The organism is Amygdalobacter nucleatus (assembly GCF_029167365.1).
GTDB lineage: Bacteria > Bacillota > Clostridia > Saccharofermentanales > Fastidiosipilaceae > Amygdalobacter > Amygdalobacter nucleatus.
Window position 1 is genome coordinate 325,410 of the sequence record NZ_JARFNM010000001.1, and the last position, 16,654, is coordinate 342,063.

Annotated in this window: 12 protein-coding genes; all 12 read left to right on the forward strand. The window is 41.0% G+C overall.

Features of this window, described 5'->3' with window-relative positions; genetic code table 11:
* The first annotated feature begins 2 nt into the window (after positions 1-2).
* The 12 genes from rbfA to PYS62_RS01560 all read left to right on the forward strand — a co-directional run bounded on the left by rbfA (position 3) and on the right by PYS62_RS01560 (position 16,640).
* Complete coding sequence (gene rbfA, locus PYS62_RS01505) at positions 3-458, forward strand: 30S ribosome-binding factor RbfA (RefSeq protein ID WP_066714908.1); 456 nt, start codon at positions 3-5, stop codon at positions 456-458.
* 83 nt (positions 459-541) lie between these two features.
* The gene (locus PYS62_RS01510) at positions 542-1,627 is read left to right on the forward strand and encodes a DHH family phosphoesterase (RefSeq protein WP_066714907.1); all 1,086 of its coding nucleotides are present in this window, start codon (positions 542-544) and stop codon (positions 1,625-1,627) included.
* Complete coding sequence (locus PYS62_RS01515; RefSeq protein WP_066714905.1) at positions 1,617-2,837, forward strand: tRNA pseudouridine synthase B; 1,221 nt, start codon at positions 1,617-1,619, stop codon at positions 2,835-2,837. Before PYS62_RS01510 ends, PYS62_RS01515 begins: the two co-directional genes overlap by 11 nt.
* Complete coding sequence (ribF, locus tag PYS62_RS01520) at positions 2,824-5,361, forward strand: riboflavin biosynthesis protein RibF (protein WP_066714901.1); 2,538 nt, start codon at positions 2,824-2,826, stop codon at positions 5,359-5,361. Before PYS62_RS01515 ends, ribF begins: the two co-directional genes overlap by 14 nt.
* A 7-nt stretch (positions 5,362-5,368) precedes the next feature.
* The gene (gene yfmH, locus PYS62_RS01525) at positions 5,369-6,691 is read left to right on the forward strand and encodes an EF-P 5-aminopentanol modification-associated protein YfmH (protein ID WP_315574122.1); all 1,323 of its coding nucleotides are present in this window, start codon (positions 5,369-5,371) and stop codon (positions 6,689-6,691) included.
* A 17-nt stretch (positions 6,692-6,708) separates the two neighbouring features.
* Positions 6,709-7,584, forward strand: a complete 876-nt coding sequence (lgt, locus tag PYS62_RS01530) for a prolipoprotein diacylglyceryl transferase (protein ID WP_066714897.1) — start codon at positions 6,709-6,711, stop codon at positions 7,582-7,584.
* On the forward strand, positions 7,585-8,541 hold the full coding sequence (rsmH, locus tag PYS62_RS01535) for a 16S rRNA (cytosine(1402)-N(4))-methyltransferase RsmH (RefSeq protein WP_066714895.1): 957 nt from the start codon (positions 7,585-7,587) through the stop codon (positions 8,539-8,541).
* Between the two features lie 72 nt (positions 8,542-8,613).
* Positions 8,614-9,441, forward strand: coding sequence for a hypothetical protein (locus PYS62_RS01540; protein ID WP_066714893.1), 828 nt, complete (start codon positions 8,614-8,616; stop codon positions 9,439-9,441).
* Positions 9,442-9,460: 19 nt separating this feature from the next.
* Complete coding sequence (locus PYS62_RS01545; RefSeq protein ID WP_066714891.1) at positions 9,461-12,292, forward strand: penicillin-binding transpeptidase domain-containing protein; 2,832 nt, start codon at positions 9,461-9,463, stop codon at positions 12,290-12,292.
* A 3-nt stretch (positions 12,293-12,295) separates the two neighbouring features.
* Positions 12,296-13,849, forward strand: a complete 1,554-nt coding sequence (locus PYS62_RS01550) for a UDP-N-acetylmuramoyl-tripeptide--D-alanyl-D-alanine ligase (protein ID WP_066714889.1) — start codon at positions 12,296-12,298, stop codon at positions 13,847-13,849.
* Positions 13,849-14,901, forward strand: a complete 1,053-nt coding sequence (gene mraY / locus PYS62_RS01555; RefSeq protein WP_066714888.1) for a phospho-N-acetylmuramoyl-pentapeptide-transferase — start codon at positions 13,849-13,851, stop codon at positions 14,899-14,901. The genes PYS62_RS01550 and mraY overlap by 1 nt, the downstream gene beginning before the upstream one ends.
* A gap of 32 nt (positions 14,902-14,933) precedes the next feature.
* Positions 14,934-16,640: an FtsW/RodA/SpoVE family cell cycle protein gene (locus PYS62_RS01560; RefSeq protein ID WP_066714887.1), complete on the forward strand. Its 1,707-nt coding sequence runs from the start codon at positions 14,934-14,936 to the stop codon at positions 16,638-16,640.
* Positions 16,641-16,654: the final 14 nt, after the last annotated feature.

Below are 16,654 nucleotides of genomic sequence, written 5' to 3' on the forward strand. Positions count from 1 at the left end.
GCTTGGCAAATTTAATCAGACAGAAACGCGTTGGCGATGAAATTCGGCGAATTTTAGCTACCGCTTGTCAGAATGGTACTTTACGTAATCTGCCGGTTTTGACGACCTGCGTGGCGGTAGAGATGAATCGTGACTTAACTTATGCTCGTTGCTATATGACAATTCCAGGCTCGGAAGCAGTGAAACAAGCCAGCTTGCAACGTTTGGAGAAATTAAAAGGCTTTTTGCGCCATGAAATAATGCAGCAAATTAGTCTGAGACAGGCGCCAGACTTGCGCTTCTATTTGGATACATCTTTGGAGTATGGTATGCAAATTGATGCTAAATTAGCTGAAATTGCCGAAGAACGTGCTTTGCGTAGAGAAACAGCCGCCACTGAAAATGCTGAAGCTGAGACAGAAACAGAAGCTGAAACGGTTGAAGCACTTGCTACTGACGTGACTGAGCAAAATGCGTAAGTTAAACGCTTTAATTAGTGAGGGCGATTATCTTTGTAGGTAGTTGTCCTCTTTCTTTACATTTGACGAAAAAGAGGATTTGGATGGAGATACAGTCAGAACTAAATTTGCAGTTTAGACATAATACGAAGACTTTGGCCGCACTTTTGTTAGCCTTGGCCCAGGCGAAAAACGAGGCTACAAAATTGTACATTTTGCCGCATCATCGTGCTGATGGGGATGCAATTGGTTCAGCTTTTGGCCTGAACATAGCTTGCCAAAAATTAGGTCTAAAAAGTGAGGTGCTGTTAGCAGAACCAGTGCCGCCTATGTATGCTTACTTAAGTTTACCAGATTATGCAGTTTTAGATACAGAGGCTAAAGCAGCCCAATTTGTAGATAAGCTGACGCAGGAACAAGCTTATGTTTGCTTGATTGATAATTCAGCTCCTGAAACTAGATTAGGCGTCCGTTTTGCCTTGTGGCAAGCTTGCCAAGAGGAGAGGCGCTTAATTATCGATCACCACGTTTCAGATATTCCAGCTGGTGAACGTTATGATATTGCCGCTAATGAAATTGCCTGCTCAGGTATGGTGGCTGAATTGATAATCTTATTAGAAAAGCAAAGTGGCCAAAGCTTACTAGATGCTAACTTGGCTAATTGCCTAATGACAGGCATTATTACAGACAGCGGCCAGTTAAGCTATGCGGCAACCAGTGCCCAGACTTACCTTTTGATGGCAATTTTGAAACAGCACGGGGCAGACCAGGAGCTAATTAATCGTGTGCATTATCACACAATGAGCGTGGCTAAGTTGAAGATGATAGCTTTAGCTTTCAGTCAGACTGAATTTAGCTATGACAATACTTGCTTAGTTTCCCACTTGACAGCTGAACAAATTCAGCAAGCTCAGGCTGGTGAAGTAGACTTAGATGGCATAAGCTCCATGCTTAGAGAAGTTAGAAGCGTCAAAGTGGCTGTGCTTTTGCGTTCGACTCTAAAAGGTAACGTCTTAGGCTCAATTCGTTCGACTGAGGCAATTAATTGTCAGAATATAGCTAAACAACTAGGTGGTGGCGGCCATGAAAGAGCTAGCGGCTTTACCATCTACAACGTAACTTTAGAGGAAGCTAAAGCGCACTTTTTAAGTGCTTGCAAAACAGAATTGGAAAGTGAAGATGCTGAATAATTCAATATACTTGATCTATAAAAGTATCGGCCCCAGTTCCTTTGCCTGTGTCAATCAGCTAAGACATAGCTTAGGTGCAGAAAAAGCAGGTCATATTGGTACCTTAGATCCCTTTGCCGAGGGCTTATTACCCGTGTTTGTCAATCGGGCAACGCGCTTGATTCCTTATTTGGAAGTTGCTAGCAAAACTTATCGCGCCTTAGTTGTTCTAGGTGCTAAAAGCACGAGCTTGGATGCCAATGGTGAACTTGTATCTAAGCAGGAATTAAGCTTCCAAGCTTATTACGCTTTGCTAAAAGACGATGCAGCTTTAGCTAAAGCACAAATTCAGCAATTAGTAGGCGTAAGTGAACAAGAAATACCGCTTTATTCAGCTAAAAAGGTTAATGGCAAAAAGTTATATGAGTATGCCAGGCAAAATCAGTCTGTCGAAAAACAGTATAAAACGATAGAAGTGACGGCTGCCAAATTGTTGAATTTTCAAGGTATCATCAGCCAAACAGAGTTAGCAGAGCTTGATTTAGCTAAATTAGAGCAATTATATACAGAGCGCTTAAATGAATTAAAACAGCAGAAAGCCTGGCCAAATCCAACTCTATTTCCAGCGGCCAAAGCTCGATTGCAAATGAAAAAATTAGCTAAACCATTGGAGCAAGCTGCAATTTCTGCTTGGTGTAAATTTACACCAACGCTTTATTTTGATATTGAGTTTACTGTCAGTAAGGGAACTTTCATTCGCGCCTTAGTTGCAGACTTAGGCAAGCGCTTAGGGACAGAGGCTTATACGCTGCGTTTGTTGAGAACAAAAGTGGGGCAATTTGATCTAGCTGATGCACATTCAGAAAGTGAATGGCAGGATTTATTTGCGCAGACCAAAAGCGAAACTGAAAGGGCGAAGCTTGGCCTTAATTTGCAGACGGCATTTTCTAATTTGCCGAATTATGTTTGCAATGATAAAGAGCATAAGTGGTTGCTACAAGGTAGGACCTTGTCATTTTATCAAAAGGAACTAGCCAAAAAGCCAGAATATTCTACAGAACATTTATGGAAAAATCTTATAAATTTGCCTGCAATGAGTATAATTAAACAAAGGCAGTATGTGTTAGCAATTTACGAAGGACAAGTTATCGCTTTACTTAGTTTGCAGGAGATGGAACAAGGCTTACAGCTTGTACCGGAAAGGATGTTATTTAGCCATGAAGATTTATAAGTTGCGTTATGAAACAGGTTTGCTGAAATTGGTTGAACAATATGCAAAACAGGTGCAAAGCAAGGATGAACTTGTGGATAACATGTTGCAGCAATATGCCGATGTATTTGAGCAAATCGATCAGCAAAAAGCTGCTGTTATGACAGAGGTAGCTGAGATTGAAGTGGCCGGCATGCCGGAGAAAACCGTCATTCGCAACAAGGCTGATTTGAGCCAATTCAATGCCGATGCTATTGCTAAGAGCTTTAAGGCTAAAGATTTTCAAACAGCTTTTAAGGACGCTGTTGCGAAAGCTGTCAAGACAACTAACAAATTTCAACAGATAGGTGAACTCAAACCAACGCCGAATAGTCAGGCCAGAGCTGTGACAATTGGCTTCTTTGATGGTGTCCATCGGGGCCACCAAGAATTGTTTAACCAGCTTGTTTATTACGCTAGCATCAAGAAATTAACGCCTTGCTGTTATAGCTTTGATAATTTGCCAAAATTACAGAATGAAGCTAGAGTGCAGACTCTCAAGCAACGGCAGGAGCAAATTGCTGCTTTAGGCGTGCAAGAATATATAGAGCAAGAATTTAATCCCGCTTTTTCTAATTTGACAGCGGAAGAATTTGTTGACCAGATTTTAGTTAAGCAATTGAATACGAAGCTGTTAATAGTTGGTAGCAACTTCCGTTTTGGGCATGAGCGAGCTTATGGTATTCCTGAACTTGCAGATTTGTGTAAGGCTAATGATATTGAGCTAAAGGTGCTTGAACCTTTAACTTATGCTGGCGAGATAATTTCAACTAGCCGCATCAAAAAGTTACTTTTGGCGGGACAGGTTGATTTGGCGAATGCTTTGCTTGGCCATAATTTCAAAGTTAGAGGCAAGGTGAAGAATGGTCGGGGCTTAGCGCGCAAATTCAAATTGCCAACTGCCAATATGGCCTTAGATAAGGAACAAATCCAGTTGCCTTATGGTGTCTATGTTACACGGGCAATCGTGGGTGATGTTGCTTACAATGCTATTACCAATTTTGGCGTTAGACCAACAGTTGATGCAAAAGAGAGCGAACCAACGGTTGAAACTTCTTTGCTTGATGTCAGCATGGATCTTTATGACAAAGAGATTGAAATTGAATTCTTGCATTTTCAGCGGCCTGAGAAGCATTTCCCATCCTTCTTGATTTTGACAGCGCAGATTCAAAAAGATGTACTTGATGCTAGGCGTTATCATGAGAGTATAGAGAAATTTTATCGTTATTATGCCAAAGACGGCTTGCAGCTTTATCACTTGCCAAGTGAGCGTTTCCTATCTGGCAATCTTAGCTTGCTTTTGGCCTTGCCGTTAAATGCGCGTAATGCCAGCTGTATGACTTTGCTTGGCAATATCTTGAGTTCCTGTAATGCTAATTTCCAAACGCATCAATCGTTCATGAAGCGTTTGGCCGAGCTTTACGGTTTGCAAATTTCCGCCAATACCTGTGCTTTAGGTGATATGGCAATTTTGCAATTCGATTTACAAGCAATTTTCCAAGCACCAGATGGCACTTATACATTCCGCGAGGGCACCGATTTATTGTTTGACTGCCTATTAAATCCATTACGGGACAAAGAGCATGTGCATCTTTTGGATCGCCAGACTTTCAATTGCGAAAAACAAAATCTTTTGGCAGATTTGGCTGCCCAGATTGATGATCGTGACAATTATGCGTTAAAAATGGCCATCGAGGAACTTTATGCCGGGACTGATTATCGCTTTGATCCACATGGTGAGCGTGACTTCGTTGAAAAATTAACGTTAGAAGAACTCAGTGATTTTTGGCTGGAGTTATTGAAAACAGCTGAAGTTATGGTCTTTACCGCAGGTAACATTGGCCAAAAGACGCTGCATGGCTTAAAAAAGCATTTGGATAATTTCCCTAAAAACAAAGATCGCTTCTATTGCTTAGCCAACGTCAATCCAACGCCATATCGCTTGCACAATAACATTAAACACGTAGAAAATTGTAATTTTGTGAGGAGCCGCTACTTACTGTTCTTTAGTAATTTGCCTCCTTACACAAGTAATAAAGTTTTGAGCTTTCAACTTCTATTGAGCGTTTTGGTGGGTGATGTGCAATCGTTATTATTCAGGCGCTTACGTGAGGAGTTAGGCTTAGTTTACGGCATCAATTATGACCTCTTAAGCTATATGGATTGCTTTGCACTGATTTTAGCTTTGAACGAGGAAAATGTACCACTTGCACTCAAAGAAACGGCCAAGATCCTTGATGAGCTGAAAGCGGGCAAATTGGCTGATGATGTCTTTAACAACACGAAGCTATTGCTACAAAATGAGCTTATAAATGCGACAGACTCACTATTTGGTTTGATGACTTTCCAGATGAATCAGCTTTTGCGCAATGCTGAGATTGATCAAAGGCTTTTGTTGGATCAACTTGTCCATACGAGTAAGGCGGAAGTTATTAGCTTAGCCCAAAATATAGAATATCGCGGTTCTTATCATTTAATTGAAGGGAAACAAGGTCATGCAGAATGAGCGAAAAATGATAAAGCGTGAGCGTCAGGAAAGCTTTACGCGCACCAAACAACATATTTACGAACATTATTCAGGCCTGACAATCAGCTTTGTGCCTAAGCCAGGTTTCAAGCGTAAGTTTGTTTCAATTGCTTTGCCAGTTGGTTCTGATCACCAGAACTTTTACAGCAAAGATCAGCATCATATGAGCTTGCCAGCGGGAACGGCGCATTTTATGGAGCATTGCGTTTTTAAGCATGGGCCTAATTTTAATTTTGACGACAAGATGGCCAGCTTGGGTATCAACGCTAACGCCTATACAACCAATGATCATACGCTTTATTTTTTCTCTTGCATTGATAATTTAGATGCTGGCTTGGAGATTTTTCTAGATGCTTTATTGCACCCGGATCTGAGCGAAGCAAGAATTGACAAGGAACGAAATATTATTTTGTCTGAGTTAGAGATGTATCAGGACGATGTTGTGAGCGCAGCTTCTGAGCAACTTCTGCATGACTTATTTGTCAATCACCCAGTTAGAAATGATATTGTGGGAACGAGAGAATCGCTGGCTGAAATCAAGCTAGAGCATTTGGAACAATTGCATCACAGCTTCTATCAGCCTAGCAATATGAAAATTTCAGTGGTGGGTGATGTTTCAGAGGAGCAGACGATAGATACGATTTTCAAAGTGATCGATTCTGTGCCTGGTTTGGAGAATCACCATCGTACTTTGACAACTAAGGTGAGTGAGCCAGCTAGAGTTTGTCATAGCTTTTCTGAGTCTAAGATGCAAATTGCCCATCCTTTCTTCAGCTTTGGCATTAAAGACCCTGATGTTAATTCCAAGAGCAATCTTGAGGGCAGGGACTTAGTTGGCTATGATATTGGCTTAAGCTTGCTGTTTGATTTGTTGATAGGTGAAAGTTCCGAAATATACAATGAACTGTTTGCGGATGGCTTGATTGATGAGAGTTTCTATCATGAGTTCAAAGTGAGCGGTGATTATGCCTACTGGCTTTGTGCTAGCTATTCCAAAGATCCAGAACTAGCTGTTAAACGTATCTATCAAGCTTTGAAGATAGCTATCTCGGAGCGCCGCTTACAGCCTAATGATTTTGCGCTGAAAGTAAAAGCTGAGATGGGCGCTTTCCTTTTGTCTTTGGATAGCATCAGTCTGAGTGGCTATAAGATGGCTGAATTATTGTTACGCAATTTGGACCTCTTTGATGAGCTATCTATTTACAATAATTTGGTGCTTGATGATTTGTGGAAACAGGCTGAATTTGTTTTGGATACAAGCTTGCAGGCTTTACATATTGTTCGGCCTGAACAAGGGCAGATTGAGTAGGAGTGAAAGAGGTATATATGACGAATTTTCAAGTGAGCTTTCCTAAATTAGGTATCTACGACCTGCCAATTCAACGTGAGATAGTTAATATTTTTGGTTTTTCAATTTACTGGTATGGTGTGATTGCTGCTATTGCCTTAGCGACAGTTATGTTCTTAGCTTTTCGCCGCTCTAGCAAATTTGGTTTTAGCCAAGATGATTTGACTGATTATTTTATGTTCTTGATTCCAGGCAGCTTGGTGGGCGCTCGGCTTTATTATATTGCTTTTAGCTTTGATAGCTTTAGACAGAATCTCTGGTCGATTTTGGATATTCGTTCAGGTGGCTTAGCGTTTTATGGTGGTGTTATAAGCGGCTGCTTAACTTTGTACTTTGTCAGCTTGTATAAGAAGCAAAATTATTGCTGTTTACTTGGCTTATTAGCACCATATTTGGCTTTGGGCCAGGGTATTGCAAGAATTGCGAACTTCTTTAACCAAGAGGCTTTTGGCACTAATACTAATTTACCTTGGGGCATGATTTCAAATGGCACGAGAGAATATTTGGCCGCTTTGAATATGCCTAACCTAGATCCTACCTTGCCCGTGCATCCGACTTTTTTGTATGAACTTATCGGCAATGTGCTTATTTTTGCTTTGATTGTCTTTGTTCAGAATAAATTACTCGAACAGCAAAATGGTATTTACAGAGCAAAAGAAGCTGGCGTAAGCATGGCTTTGTATTGCTTACTTTATGGTGCTTTACGCTTCTTTGTTGAAGGCATTAGAACCGATTCTTTGTATATTGGTCAGACTAATTTGCGTGTATCACAGCTTGTATCGTTGCTTATGGTTTTAGCTGGTTTAATTTATGCTCTTTACTATTTACACGCAAGACGGAAAGAGATGAACTAGATGGAAAATAGCAGTAAACAGCTCCATATTCCTGTACTGTTGCATGAAGTTTTAGCTAATCTTCCTCAAAATTTTACAGGGCCTGTGCTTGATGTAACTTTAGGTTATGCCGGGCATAGCTCAGCTTTAGCCAATTTGCTGCCAGATAATGCCGAACTTGTAGGCATGGATAAAGATATTAATGCTTTGACTTTTGCCAAAGCTAAGTTAAGTGGGCTTGCGACCAAGAAGCAGCTTAATTTGCGCTTTTATCAGCACGACTTCAAATATTTAGCCAATTGGCAGAAAACGCAGGGCAATTGGCAGGCACAATTCATTTTGGCCGACATAGGTGTGTCTTCGCCGCAGATAGACGATGCAGAACGCGGCTTTTCCTATCGTTTGCCAGGCCCACTTGATATGCGCATGGATCAAAGCAAAGGTGAGAGTGCAGCTACGGTGTTAGCCCGCTTGAATGAGCGTGAATTAAGTAATCTCATCTATACTTATGGTGAAGAAAGGTATAGCCGGAGAATTGCCAAAGCCATTATTGCTTACCGTGCTAAGCAAGCTATTTCTGATACTCAGACTTTGGCCAAGATAGTTAGAGATGCCATGCCTAAGCAGGCACTCAAGGAGAAACAAGATCCAGCTAGACGGACTTTTCAGGCCTTAAGGATATATGTCAATGATGAACTTTCAGCTTTAAGTCAATTCTTAGAAGCTGCCTTACCGTTGCTTTTACCAGACGGACGTTTGGCGGTTATCAGTTTCCATTCTTTGGAAGATAGAATTGTGAAACAGCAATTTCAGACCTGGGCTAATCCATGTAAGTGCTTGAAAGATCTACCTTGCTGTTGTGGCCTAAAACCACTAGGCAAAATTGTGACTAAAAAAGCGTTGGTGGCAACAGAGCTAGAATGTGCGAAAAATCCTCGCTCTCATTCAGCTAAATTGAGAATATTTGAAAAATTTTAATGGACTTGTATTATTTAGCCGCCATAATGGTACGGATAGTGATATTAAAGATTAAATGAGGTAATGTAGGCAATGGAACAAGGGCGAGCTGATTGGCAAAGTAAATATACTGCCCGAATCAAAGCTGAGCGTGAGACGAAACTTAAGCGCGGAATGAATGAACTTTTGAATCGTCGCTTTAAGAGTAAGCGACGTAACGTTACGCGTACAGCCTTAATTGTTATAGCTATTTTGGTGACGGCCTTTTCCTATGTTTTGCTGAGAGAAACAAAACTGGTCAGACAACGTTACGACAATGCTGAACTTACTGAAAAAATTACAGATTTGAAGTTGAAGAATGAAAGCAAAAAGGAACAGCTTGCAAAATTATTTGATGCCAAGACTCTATCTGCTAAGGCTCGGGAAATTGGCTTGGAGAAAGCAAGTCAGGATCAGATCATAAGCATTCCTGTACCTCAGATTAACCAATTAAGTATTAATTTACAGTCAGCCAATGCGATCAATTATGAAAAAAGTGGTGAAGTAGTTGATTTTAAGTTGATTTACAAGAATCTGGCTGATTATTTTGAGACGTTAAATTCTAAACAAGCTAAAAGCAAAGACACAACAGATAATAGCGTGCAATACGGGCTGGAAGCGGCAAATGGCATTTTGCTTCGACATGCTTTAGAAATTGATCAAGCCTATGTAGACAAAGTTAAGGAAAATGCCAAGCAGAGTAAACAGAGCGAGGCTCTTTTGGCTAAAAAAATAGAAGCCACAGCAACTAAAACTGAGTTAGCTAACAGCCAAATTAATCAAACTGAGAACGTTGAGATTGGCTCAAGTTCTAGTGCAGAGTCAAGTGAAGTTAGCGATAAAGAAGCAACCAGAACAGAGAAAACAGGGACAAACGGCTGATTAGAAGGGAAAGAGCATTTTGCAGTTTAATTTTGGGCGCAAAAAGAATGCAGATGAAGCAGAAAATAGTGCAACTTTTGTAGCTGCACATGAAAATGACCGCTTACAGTGGCAGATACCAAAGACGGCTCAGCAACGTTTGAATACAAACGAGGCAAGGACAGCTGCGTCTAAAATTAAGTCTAGTCGTCGTTCACTTTTCAATTGGCAAAATAGATTGAAAAATTTGGCCAAGCAGGGTGAAGTTAGGCGGACGCAGGATAATGCCTATGCTCGTTATCGTCGTTCAACTGATAAATGCAAAATCCAAAGTATTACAAGCGTAGTTGTAGTTTTTGTGTTGATTATGGTCCTGTCTTTAGCAAGCGTGTTAAAGATGTTCGATTTGACTGTTATCAGGCACAAAGAGTTCGTGACCAAAGCGGCCAATCAGCGCTTACAACGTGAAGTATCCTACCCTGAACGTGGCAATATTTATGATAAAAATGGTACGCTCCTTGCTTTGACAACATACGTCTATAACGTCGGTATTTCGCCATCAGCTTTGAGGTCTTATTTGATTACGAATGCCCCTAAGCGAACTGAAATAGCTGATAAGGTAGCTGAGTTAATTAAGATGGATAAACAGGAAATGCGAGCCATTATTGAAAAGGTGGATGAGCCTTATATTCAGTTGCGCCGCAATGTTTCAGCTGATGAAAAAAATGCTTTACAAGCCTATCTAACTGAAAAAAGCATTTACGGTATCGTGGTCGATCCTGTGATGACCCGTTATTATCCACAAAATGACTATTTGTCCAACGTAATTGGCTTTACCTCTAAGCAAGATGAGCTGATTGAGGGCGTTACGGGTATCGAACGCTATTACAACGCTGAATTATCTGGCCAGAAGGGCGTTAGTTACAAAGAAGTTGATAACTTTAACCGCCAGCCGTTGAACAATGCTGTTAATTTGGATATTAATGCCAAAAAAAGTGATGATGTCCATTTAACAATCAACAAAACAATTCAAGAAGAAGCGCAACGCCAAGTTGATGCCCTGACAAATGTTACAGAGCCGCGCATGGGCGCTTTTGCCATCGTGGCCAAAGCTGATACAGGCGAAGTTATGGCGATGGCTCAAAGTAACACGTTTAATTTGAATAAGCCGTATGAGAAACCTAAGTGGAACAATCTACGTATCAAATATCTCATCAAAGACATCGAAGATCGCAAAAAACGCGAAGAAAAAGAACGCAAAAAGCGTGAATATGAGGAAACTTGGGCTAAGATTCGTGGCGAAACTGTACCGACAGAAACGCCAACCACAATTGACCCAACGGAAATTAAGAAACGGGCTGATATAGAAAAGAGCATTACGGGTAATTTTGACCCATTCAAAAACCAACAGGATATGGCCTATCTGACAGGCGATGTGTGGTCGAACTTTATTGTGCAGAAGTCATATGAGCCTGGTTCTATTTTTAAGCCATTTACTTTAGCTATCGCCTTACAGCGAAATGCAGTTAATATCGACAAAGATTATTTCTCTGACTCACCACTCTGGGTCGAAGGTTGGACGGCCTACCCAATTAAATGTTGGTCAGAGAACATGTTCGGTATCAACCACGGTACAGAACGTATTGATCAAGCTCTCTGGTATTCTTGTAACCCGCCGTTTTCACGTTTGGCAGAAAGAATTGGCATTGATCCCTTCTTTGAATACATCGTCAAATTAGGCTTTTACGATAAGACTGGTATTGATTTGCCAAGTGAGGGCATCGGCGTGCAGCATGCTTTAGATTCCTTGGATATGGCCGACTTAGCTACTTTAGCCTTCGGTGAACAAGCCACAGCAACACCTATGCAAATTATGAGTGCTTATATGGCTTTGGCTAATGGCGGCAATCTCTTAGAGCCCCATATTGTCAGCAAAATTACTGATACTAACGGCAACATTAAGCAAGAGATTAAGCCGAAAGTCGTCAGACAAGTTTTCTCAAGAGAAGTTAGCCGTAAAGTTGTAGAAATTATGCGTGGAACGACCTATGATGGCTTCCCAGGCCAGTACATTTATTCAACGGGCCTAGATTTAGCCGGTAAAACAGGTACATCAACGGTTGATACCGATGGCGATGGCCAAGATGATGCTTCCTGTTTCTCAACTGTAGTCATCGGCTCAGCTGCCGATCCGGAATATGTGGTTTTGGTTGCCACTTTGCAACCCCTTGATCCTAATACAATTGGTACATGGGTTGTGCAGGTAGCAGCTAGACGTTTAGCTATGCTTACTCATAATGAGTTACACAAGAAAGCCAACTTTACCGATTATGACTTTAACAATGCTTGGCGCAAGCATATTGTGCTTGATTACCGTGGTATGTCTCTCAAACGAGCTTACATCGATGTAACTGAGATGCGTGGCTTGGAATTAGTTTGGCCGGTTGGAGTTGATCCTGAAAATGAGCCGATTACTGAACAATGGCCACAACCAGATAGTCGTATGATCGATGATGGCAAGGTCTTTGTTGGTACCGCTTCACACCCGTTGTCAAGCTTAAATATTCGGGGCAATGTCGATGTGCCTGACTTTACCGGCCTTGATATTGTCGAGGCCAAGGCTTTGGCAAGAAACAGTCAGGTCAACATCTGTATTGATGGCGTTGATCCAAGAGGCGTCGTGATTTCACAAGATACACCACGTTTCAATGAAGCTGGTATAGTGAATCAGATCAAGAAGTGGACTTCTATCCGTTTGCGTTTTACGAACAAACCATATGATCCTAATATTGATGATGTTGATAGTACATTCAAAAATGCCGAGGGCGAGGTTTTGCCAAAACCTGAAAGTACGGAAAAGGATGGAAATTAGAGGATGCAAGAGCTAAAAATAGAAGATTTATTGCAAATTTGGCCAGATGCTAAATTATTGGATGGCGATGCCCAAATAGCGTTCAAACAGTTGCAGACTGATAGCCGTGGCGAATTAGACGGTTATATCTTTGTGGCTCTAAAAGGTGAACGCTTTGATGGCCATGACTATTTAGAAGTAGCTATCAATAAAGGCGCTAAAGGAATCGTGATTGATCAAAGTTCCAAATTAGATGAGCAACTATTTCAGTTAACGAAAACTCATAAATGTGCAATTATTCAAGTTTTTAATACGTGGCACGCTTTCTATACTTATGCACGCTATTGCCGCGAACAGTATAAGCATCCGGTTGTGGCTGTGACAGGCTCAGTTGGCAAAACTTCATCACGTAGCATGATTAGCCGGGCTTTGCAGGCATTCGGGGCAGTGACGGAAACAGCTTACAACTTGAACAATGAAGTTGGCATTAGCCAGACACTTTTTCGCTTAGCTAACGAAAGAACTGATTATGCGATAGTAGAGATGGGAATTGATCAAATTGGCGAGATGGCACGTGAAACGGCGCTTGTTCAGCCTGATATAGCGGTAATTACGAATATAGGCTTTTCACATATTGGCCATTTCCAAAACCTAAAGATTCTTTTGCGAGAAAAGACGAGTATTCTTAACGGCTTAAGACCAAATGGCAGCTTGCTTCTACCTTTTAATGATGCACTCTTGACAGAGTATGCTAGTTTCCATAAATTAGCGGCGCATCTGAACTTGTATTTTTATGGCCTAGAACATGATTTAGATATGGAACTTGTTAAGAAATTCCCTTCGACCTGTCATTGGCTTGTGGCTAAGAATAGACATTTTGAACAAGCTGGCTCTGAGCAGATTTACCAGATTTTTACAGCCGAGGCAGGCAACTTTGTGAACGGTAGCTGGCAAGTTAATAAAACAGTTGATTGTTCTTTAAAGACAGCTGCTACCCACCATGCCCAGAATGCTTGCTTGGCTTTAGCCTGTGCTTCAGCTTTACATTTGGATTTAGACAAGGCAGCACGTAATTTGGCTAGTTATAGTGGGGCTAATGGCCGTGAACGAATTATTAAGGTGGCAGATACGGTTTTGCTTGATGATTCATACAATGCAGCAAGTAGTTCATTCAAGGCTGTGTTAGAAACAGGTGATATTTTAGCTAAGCAATATCAGATCAAAGATGTGATTGCCGTTTGTGGCTCCATTAATGAATTAGGAGCTTACAGTGAAAGTGAACATGGCAAAGTCGGTACTTATTTAGCCGAACATCAGCTTAAACGCATTTACTTCTTAGGCCATGGTGCTTACTATATGCAAGCTGCTTATCTCACAAGTTGTGAGGAGAAAGGCAAACAGGCTGCTATCTGCAAAACTTATATGCAGCGTGAAGATTTGGAACAGGACTTATTAGCTGAACTTGGCGGAAATGAACTCTTGATTTTTAAAGGTTCGCATAGCTTTGCTTTGAGTGAAACAGTAGAAAAAGTTTTCAATGAGCTTAATTATCGTGCGCAATTGAAGGAGAATAAATAATGCTGAATAGTGCAACAATTTTTCTGATTATTTTGGCGATGCTTACAGCCTATTTGATTGGCGTGATTTTGATACCCTATCTGAAACGTTTACATTTCGGGCAACATGAGCGCTTGGAGGGCCCTAATTCCCATTTGGCAAAAGAAGGTACGCCAACTTTCGGTGGCTTCATCTTCTTATTGCCATTCTTCGGCTTTACGCTAGCTTACACAATCTGGCTAGCTGTTTCAGAAAAATACTTGAGCCGTGACTTCTTGGTTACGCTGTTTGTTATCCTATTGACCGCCGCACTTGGCTTCTTGGATGACTATGTTAAGGTGCGCAAAGATAAAGAGGGACTTTCACCGAAACAAAAGACACAGTATTTGGTTGCCATTTTTAGCCTTTATGCCCTTTATTTTGTGACTGTAAGTGAACAAGCTAGCTGGGGCTTAGGCTTGGCTATACCAGGTTTAGGCTGGTTAGCCTTTAATTCTTGGCTTGGCAAAATTATTTTTGCATTATTTATTGTCTTTTACTTATATTGTTGCTCCAATGCAGTCAATATTACAGATGGTGTTGATGGTCTTTGCGCAAGTGTGACGGTGATTGTTTTACTTGGTATCGAGGCTTTGCTTGCAACTTTATCAGCTAAATTAAGTGCTAATTTGGTAGCCGTGAAGTGGCCACTTGGCTTAATTCATCTGTATCAATTTGCAACCTTGTTACTTGTAGCTAGCTTGATAGGCTTCCTTATGCATAACAAGTATCCAGCCAAAGTTTTCATGGGTGATCTTGGCAGCTTGTCATTAGGTACGACAGTTGCAATTTTCCTCTTGCAATTTGGCTGGGCTTTCGCTTTCTTAGCCATGGGCATGATTTATTGGGTTGAGATATTATCTGTTTTGATTCAAGTAACTTATTTCCGCAAAACAGGTGGCAAACGTATCTTTAAGATGACACCAATCCATCATCATTTTGAATTAAGCAACTGGTCAGAACGTAAAATCGTATTTGTCTTTAGTTTGGTAACGCTAATTGGGGTAGTTATTGCTTATAGTTTGTGGCGTTAGTTGAACTTTATATTTGAGTGTTAAGGAGTTAAATGAATAGTTTGTGGCGTAAGCATACCGGCGCAAACAAACTGCCGGTGACAGAATTTAAAGATGGTCTTAGCGATAGCTCATTTAAGCCTAAGACTAAAAGCGACATGAGCACAGCTGACAAACAACAATTGGCTGTTAGCCAAGCTTTGCAAAGTAAGAGCTTTCAGGCTGAAAATTTGAGTCAGGCAGCTTTTGCCCGCTTGAAAGAAATGCAAACTCCGCATTATCAGGCAGCTAATCCGCCTGTATCTAATAAGCATGAGGCACGAGCCAAACAACAGTTCGTTAAAACGGAAGATAATTTGCGTAAAGGGGCAGCTAAAGCCAAGCAAACAGTCTATGAATTAGTCAATGCCAAGAACAATGAGATTGATAACGGCTTGAGTGGCAGCCAGAATTTGCTTAGACAGAAACATATGCACTTAGGTATACTTCTGATGATTATTGCCATGCTCTGCTTTGGCCTTGTGATGATATTCAGCGCCAGCATGAATATTGGTATGTATGCCAATAACAACCCTTTCTTTTATATTAATCGGCAATATGTGGCAACTTTAATTGGTTTGTTTGTTATGTTTGTCGTAGCTAACATTGATATTCGGGCCTTTAATCGTCTATTCTTTGTGGTGCTTTATTATTTAGGTACGATGGGCCTCTTACTTTTAGTTTTAATTCCGAGCATTGGTACTTTCTATAATGGCCAAAGACGCTGGCTGAAAATTCCATTCAGTGGCAATACAACCTTCCAACCATCTGAAATAGCGAAGGTGGGTGTGCCGTTTATTTTGGCTTTTTATTTTTCGACAATTACTAAGTTGCGCGATCAAGGCTATTTTAATTTGCAAAGTGCTTGGCAACAGCGTTGGCTTGATGGCTTTGTCGATATTGCTTTCCCAACACTTATAGTGCTTTCTTGGTGTTTGCCAATTTCTTTGCAATCGCATATGTCGGCCGTATTTATTATGCTGATGTTGACCTTCGTTTTGCTTTTGGTCATGCGCTTACCTTGGCGTTCATGGTTGTATGGTGGCAGCGAATTAGCCGCTTTATTCTTGGCCTTTGTGCTGATGCTTGTTGTGCTTAAACCATTATTGCCAGCTAACTTTACAAGGCGTTGGGATCACCTAGCTAAGCGCGTGGAAATTTTCAAAGTACAGAATCAGGATGAAGAGGAAGCGAAAGAGAAAAAGATAGATGTCGATACCTATCACTCTGATCAGGCTTTTATTGCCATTGCCAGTGGAGGCTTAACTGGTACAGGCTTAGGGCAGGGTAAGCAAAAGCTGAATTATTTGCCTGAAGGCCATAACGATTATATTTTCTCCAATATTGTTGAAGAGTTAGGTTTCATCGGTGGCTGTGCCGTTTTGTCTATGTTTATTATTTTCTTTATCATCGGCTGCTCGGTTGTTACGAGAACAATTGGCATTTATCCGCGTCTAATCAGCTTTGGCTATCTGTTCCTACTCACAATCCAGGGCGTGTTAAGTATAGCGGTTAATGTTGGCGTAATTCCGCCAACTGGTATATCAATGCCATTCTTTAGCTTTGGCGGTACTTCCAACGTGTTCTTCTTGTTTGCAGCAGGTTGCATATTATCCATTTCCAAATTTGCCGTGCGACCATCCATCGCCCAAAAACAAGAAGTCATGTTAGCGGAACAAGAAATTAAACAGAAATTCAAAGATCAAGGCTTAAGAGTCTGAGAAAACTTGAGATA

Coding starts and splice junctions, on each gene's coding strand:
- PYS62_RS01510 (WP_066714907.1), top strand. CDS start 542: ATGGAGATACAGTCAGAACTAAATTTGCAGTTTAGACATAATACGAAG.
- PYS62_RS01515 (WP_066714905.1), top strand. CDS start 1,617: ATGCTGAATAATTCAATATACTTGATCTATAAAAGTATCGGCCCCAGT.
- ribF (WP_066714901.1), top strand. CDS start 2,824: ATGAAGATTTATAAGTTGCGTTATGAAACAGGTTTGCTGAAATTGGTT.
- yfmH (WP_315574122.1), top strand. CDS start 5,369: ATGATAAAGCGTGAGCGTCAGGAAAGCTTTACGCGCACCAAACAACAT.
- lgt (WP_066714897.1), top strand. CDS start 6,709: ATGACGAATTTTCAAGTGAGCTTTCCTAAATTAGGTATCTACGACCTG.
- rsmH (WP_066714895.1), top strand. CDS start 7,585: ATGGAAAATAGCAGTAAACAGCTCCATATTCCTGTACTGTTGCATGAA.
- PYS62_RS01540 (WP_066714893.1), top strand. CDS start 8,614: ATGGAACAAGGGCGAGCTGATTGGCAAAGTAAATATACTGCCCGAATC.
- PYS62_RS01550 (WP_066714889.1), top strand. CDS start 12,296: ATGCAAGAGCTAAAAATAGAAGATTTATTGCAAATTTGGCCAGATGCT.
- mraY (WP_066714888.1), top strand. CDS start 13,849: ATGCTGAATAGTGCAACAATTTTTCTGATTATTTTGGCGATGCTTACA.
- PYS62_RS01560 (WP_066714887.1), top strand. CDS start 14,934: ATGAATAGTTTGTGGCGTAAGCATACCGGCGCAAACAAACTGCCGGTG.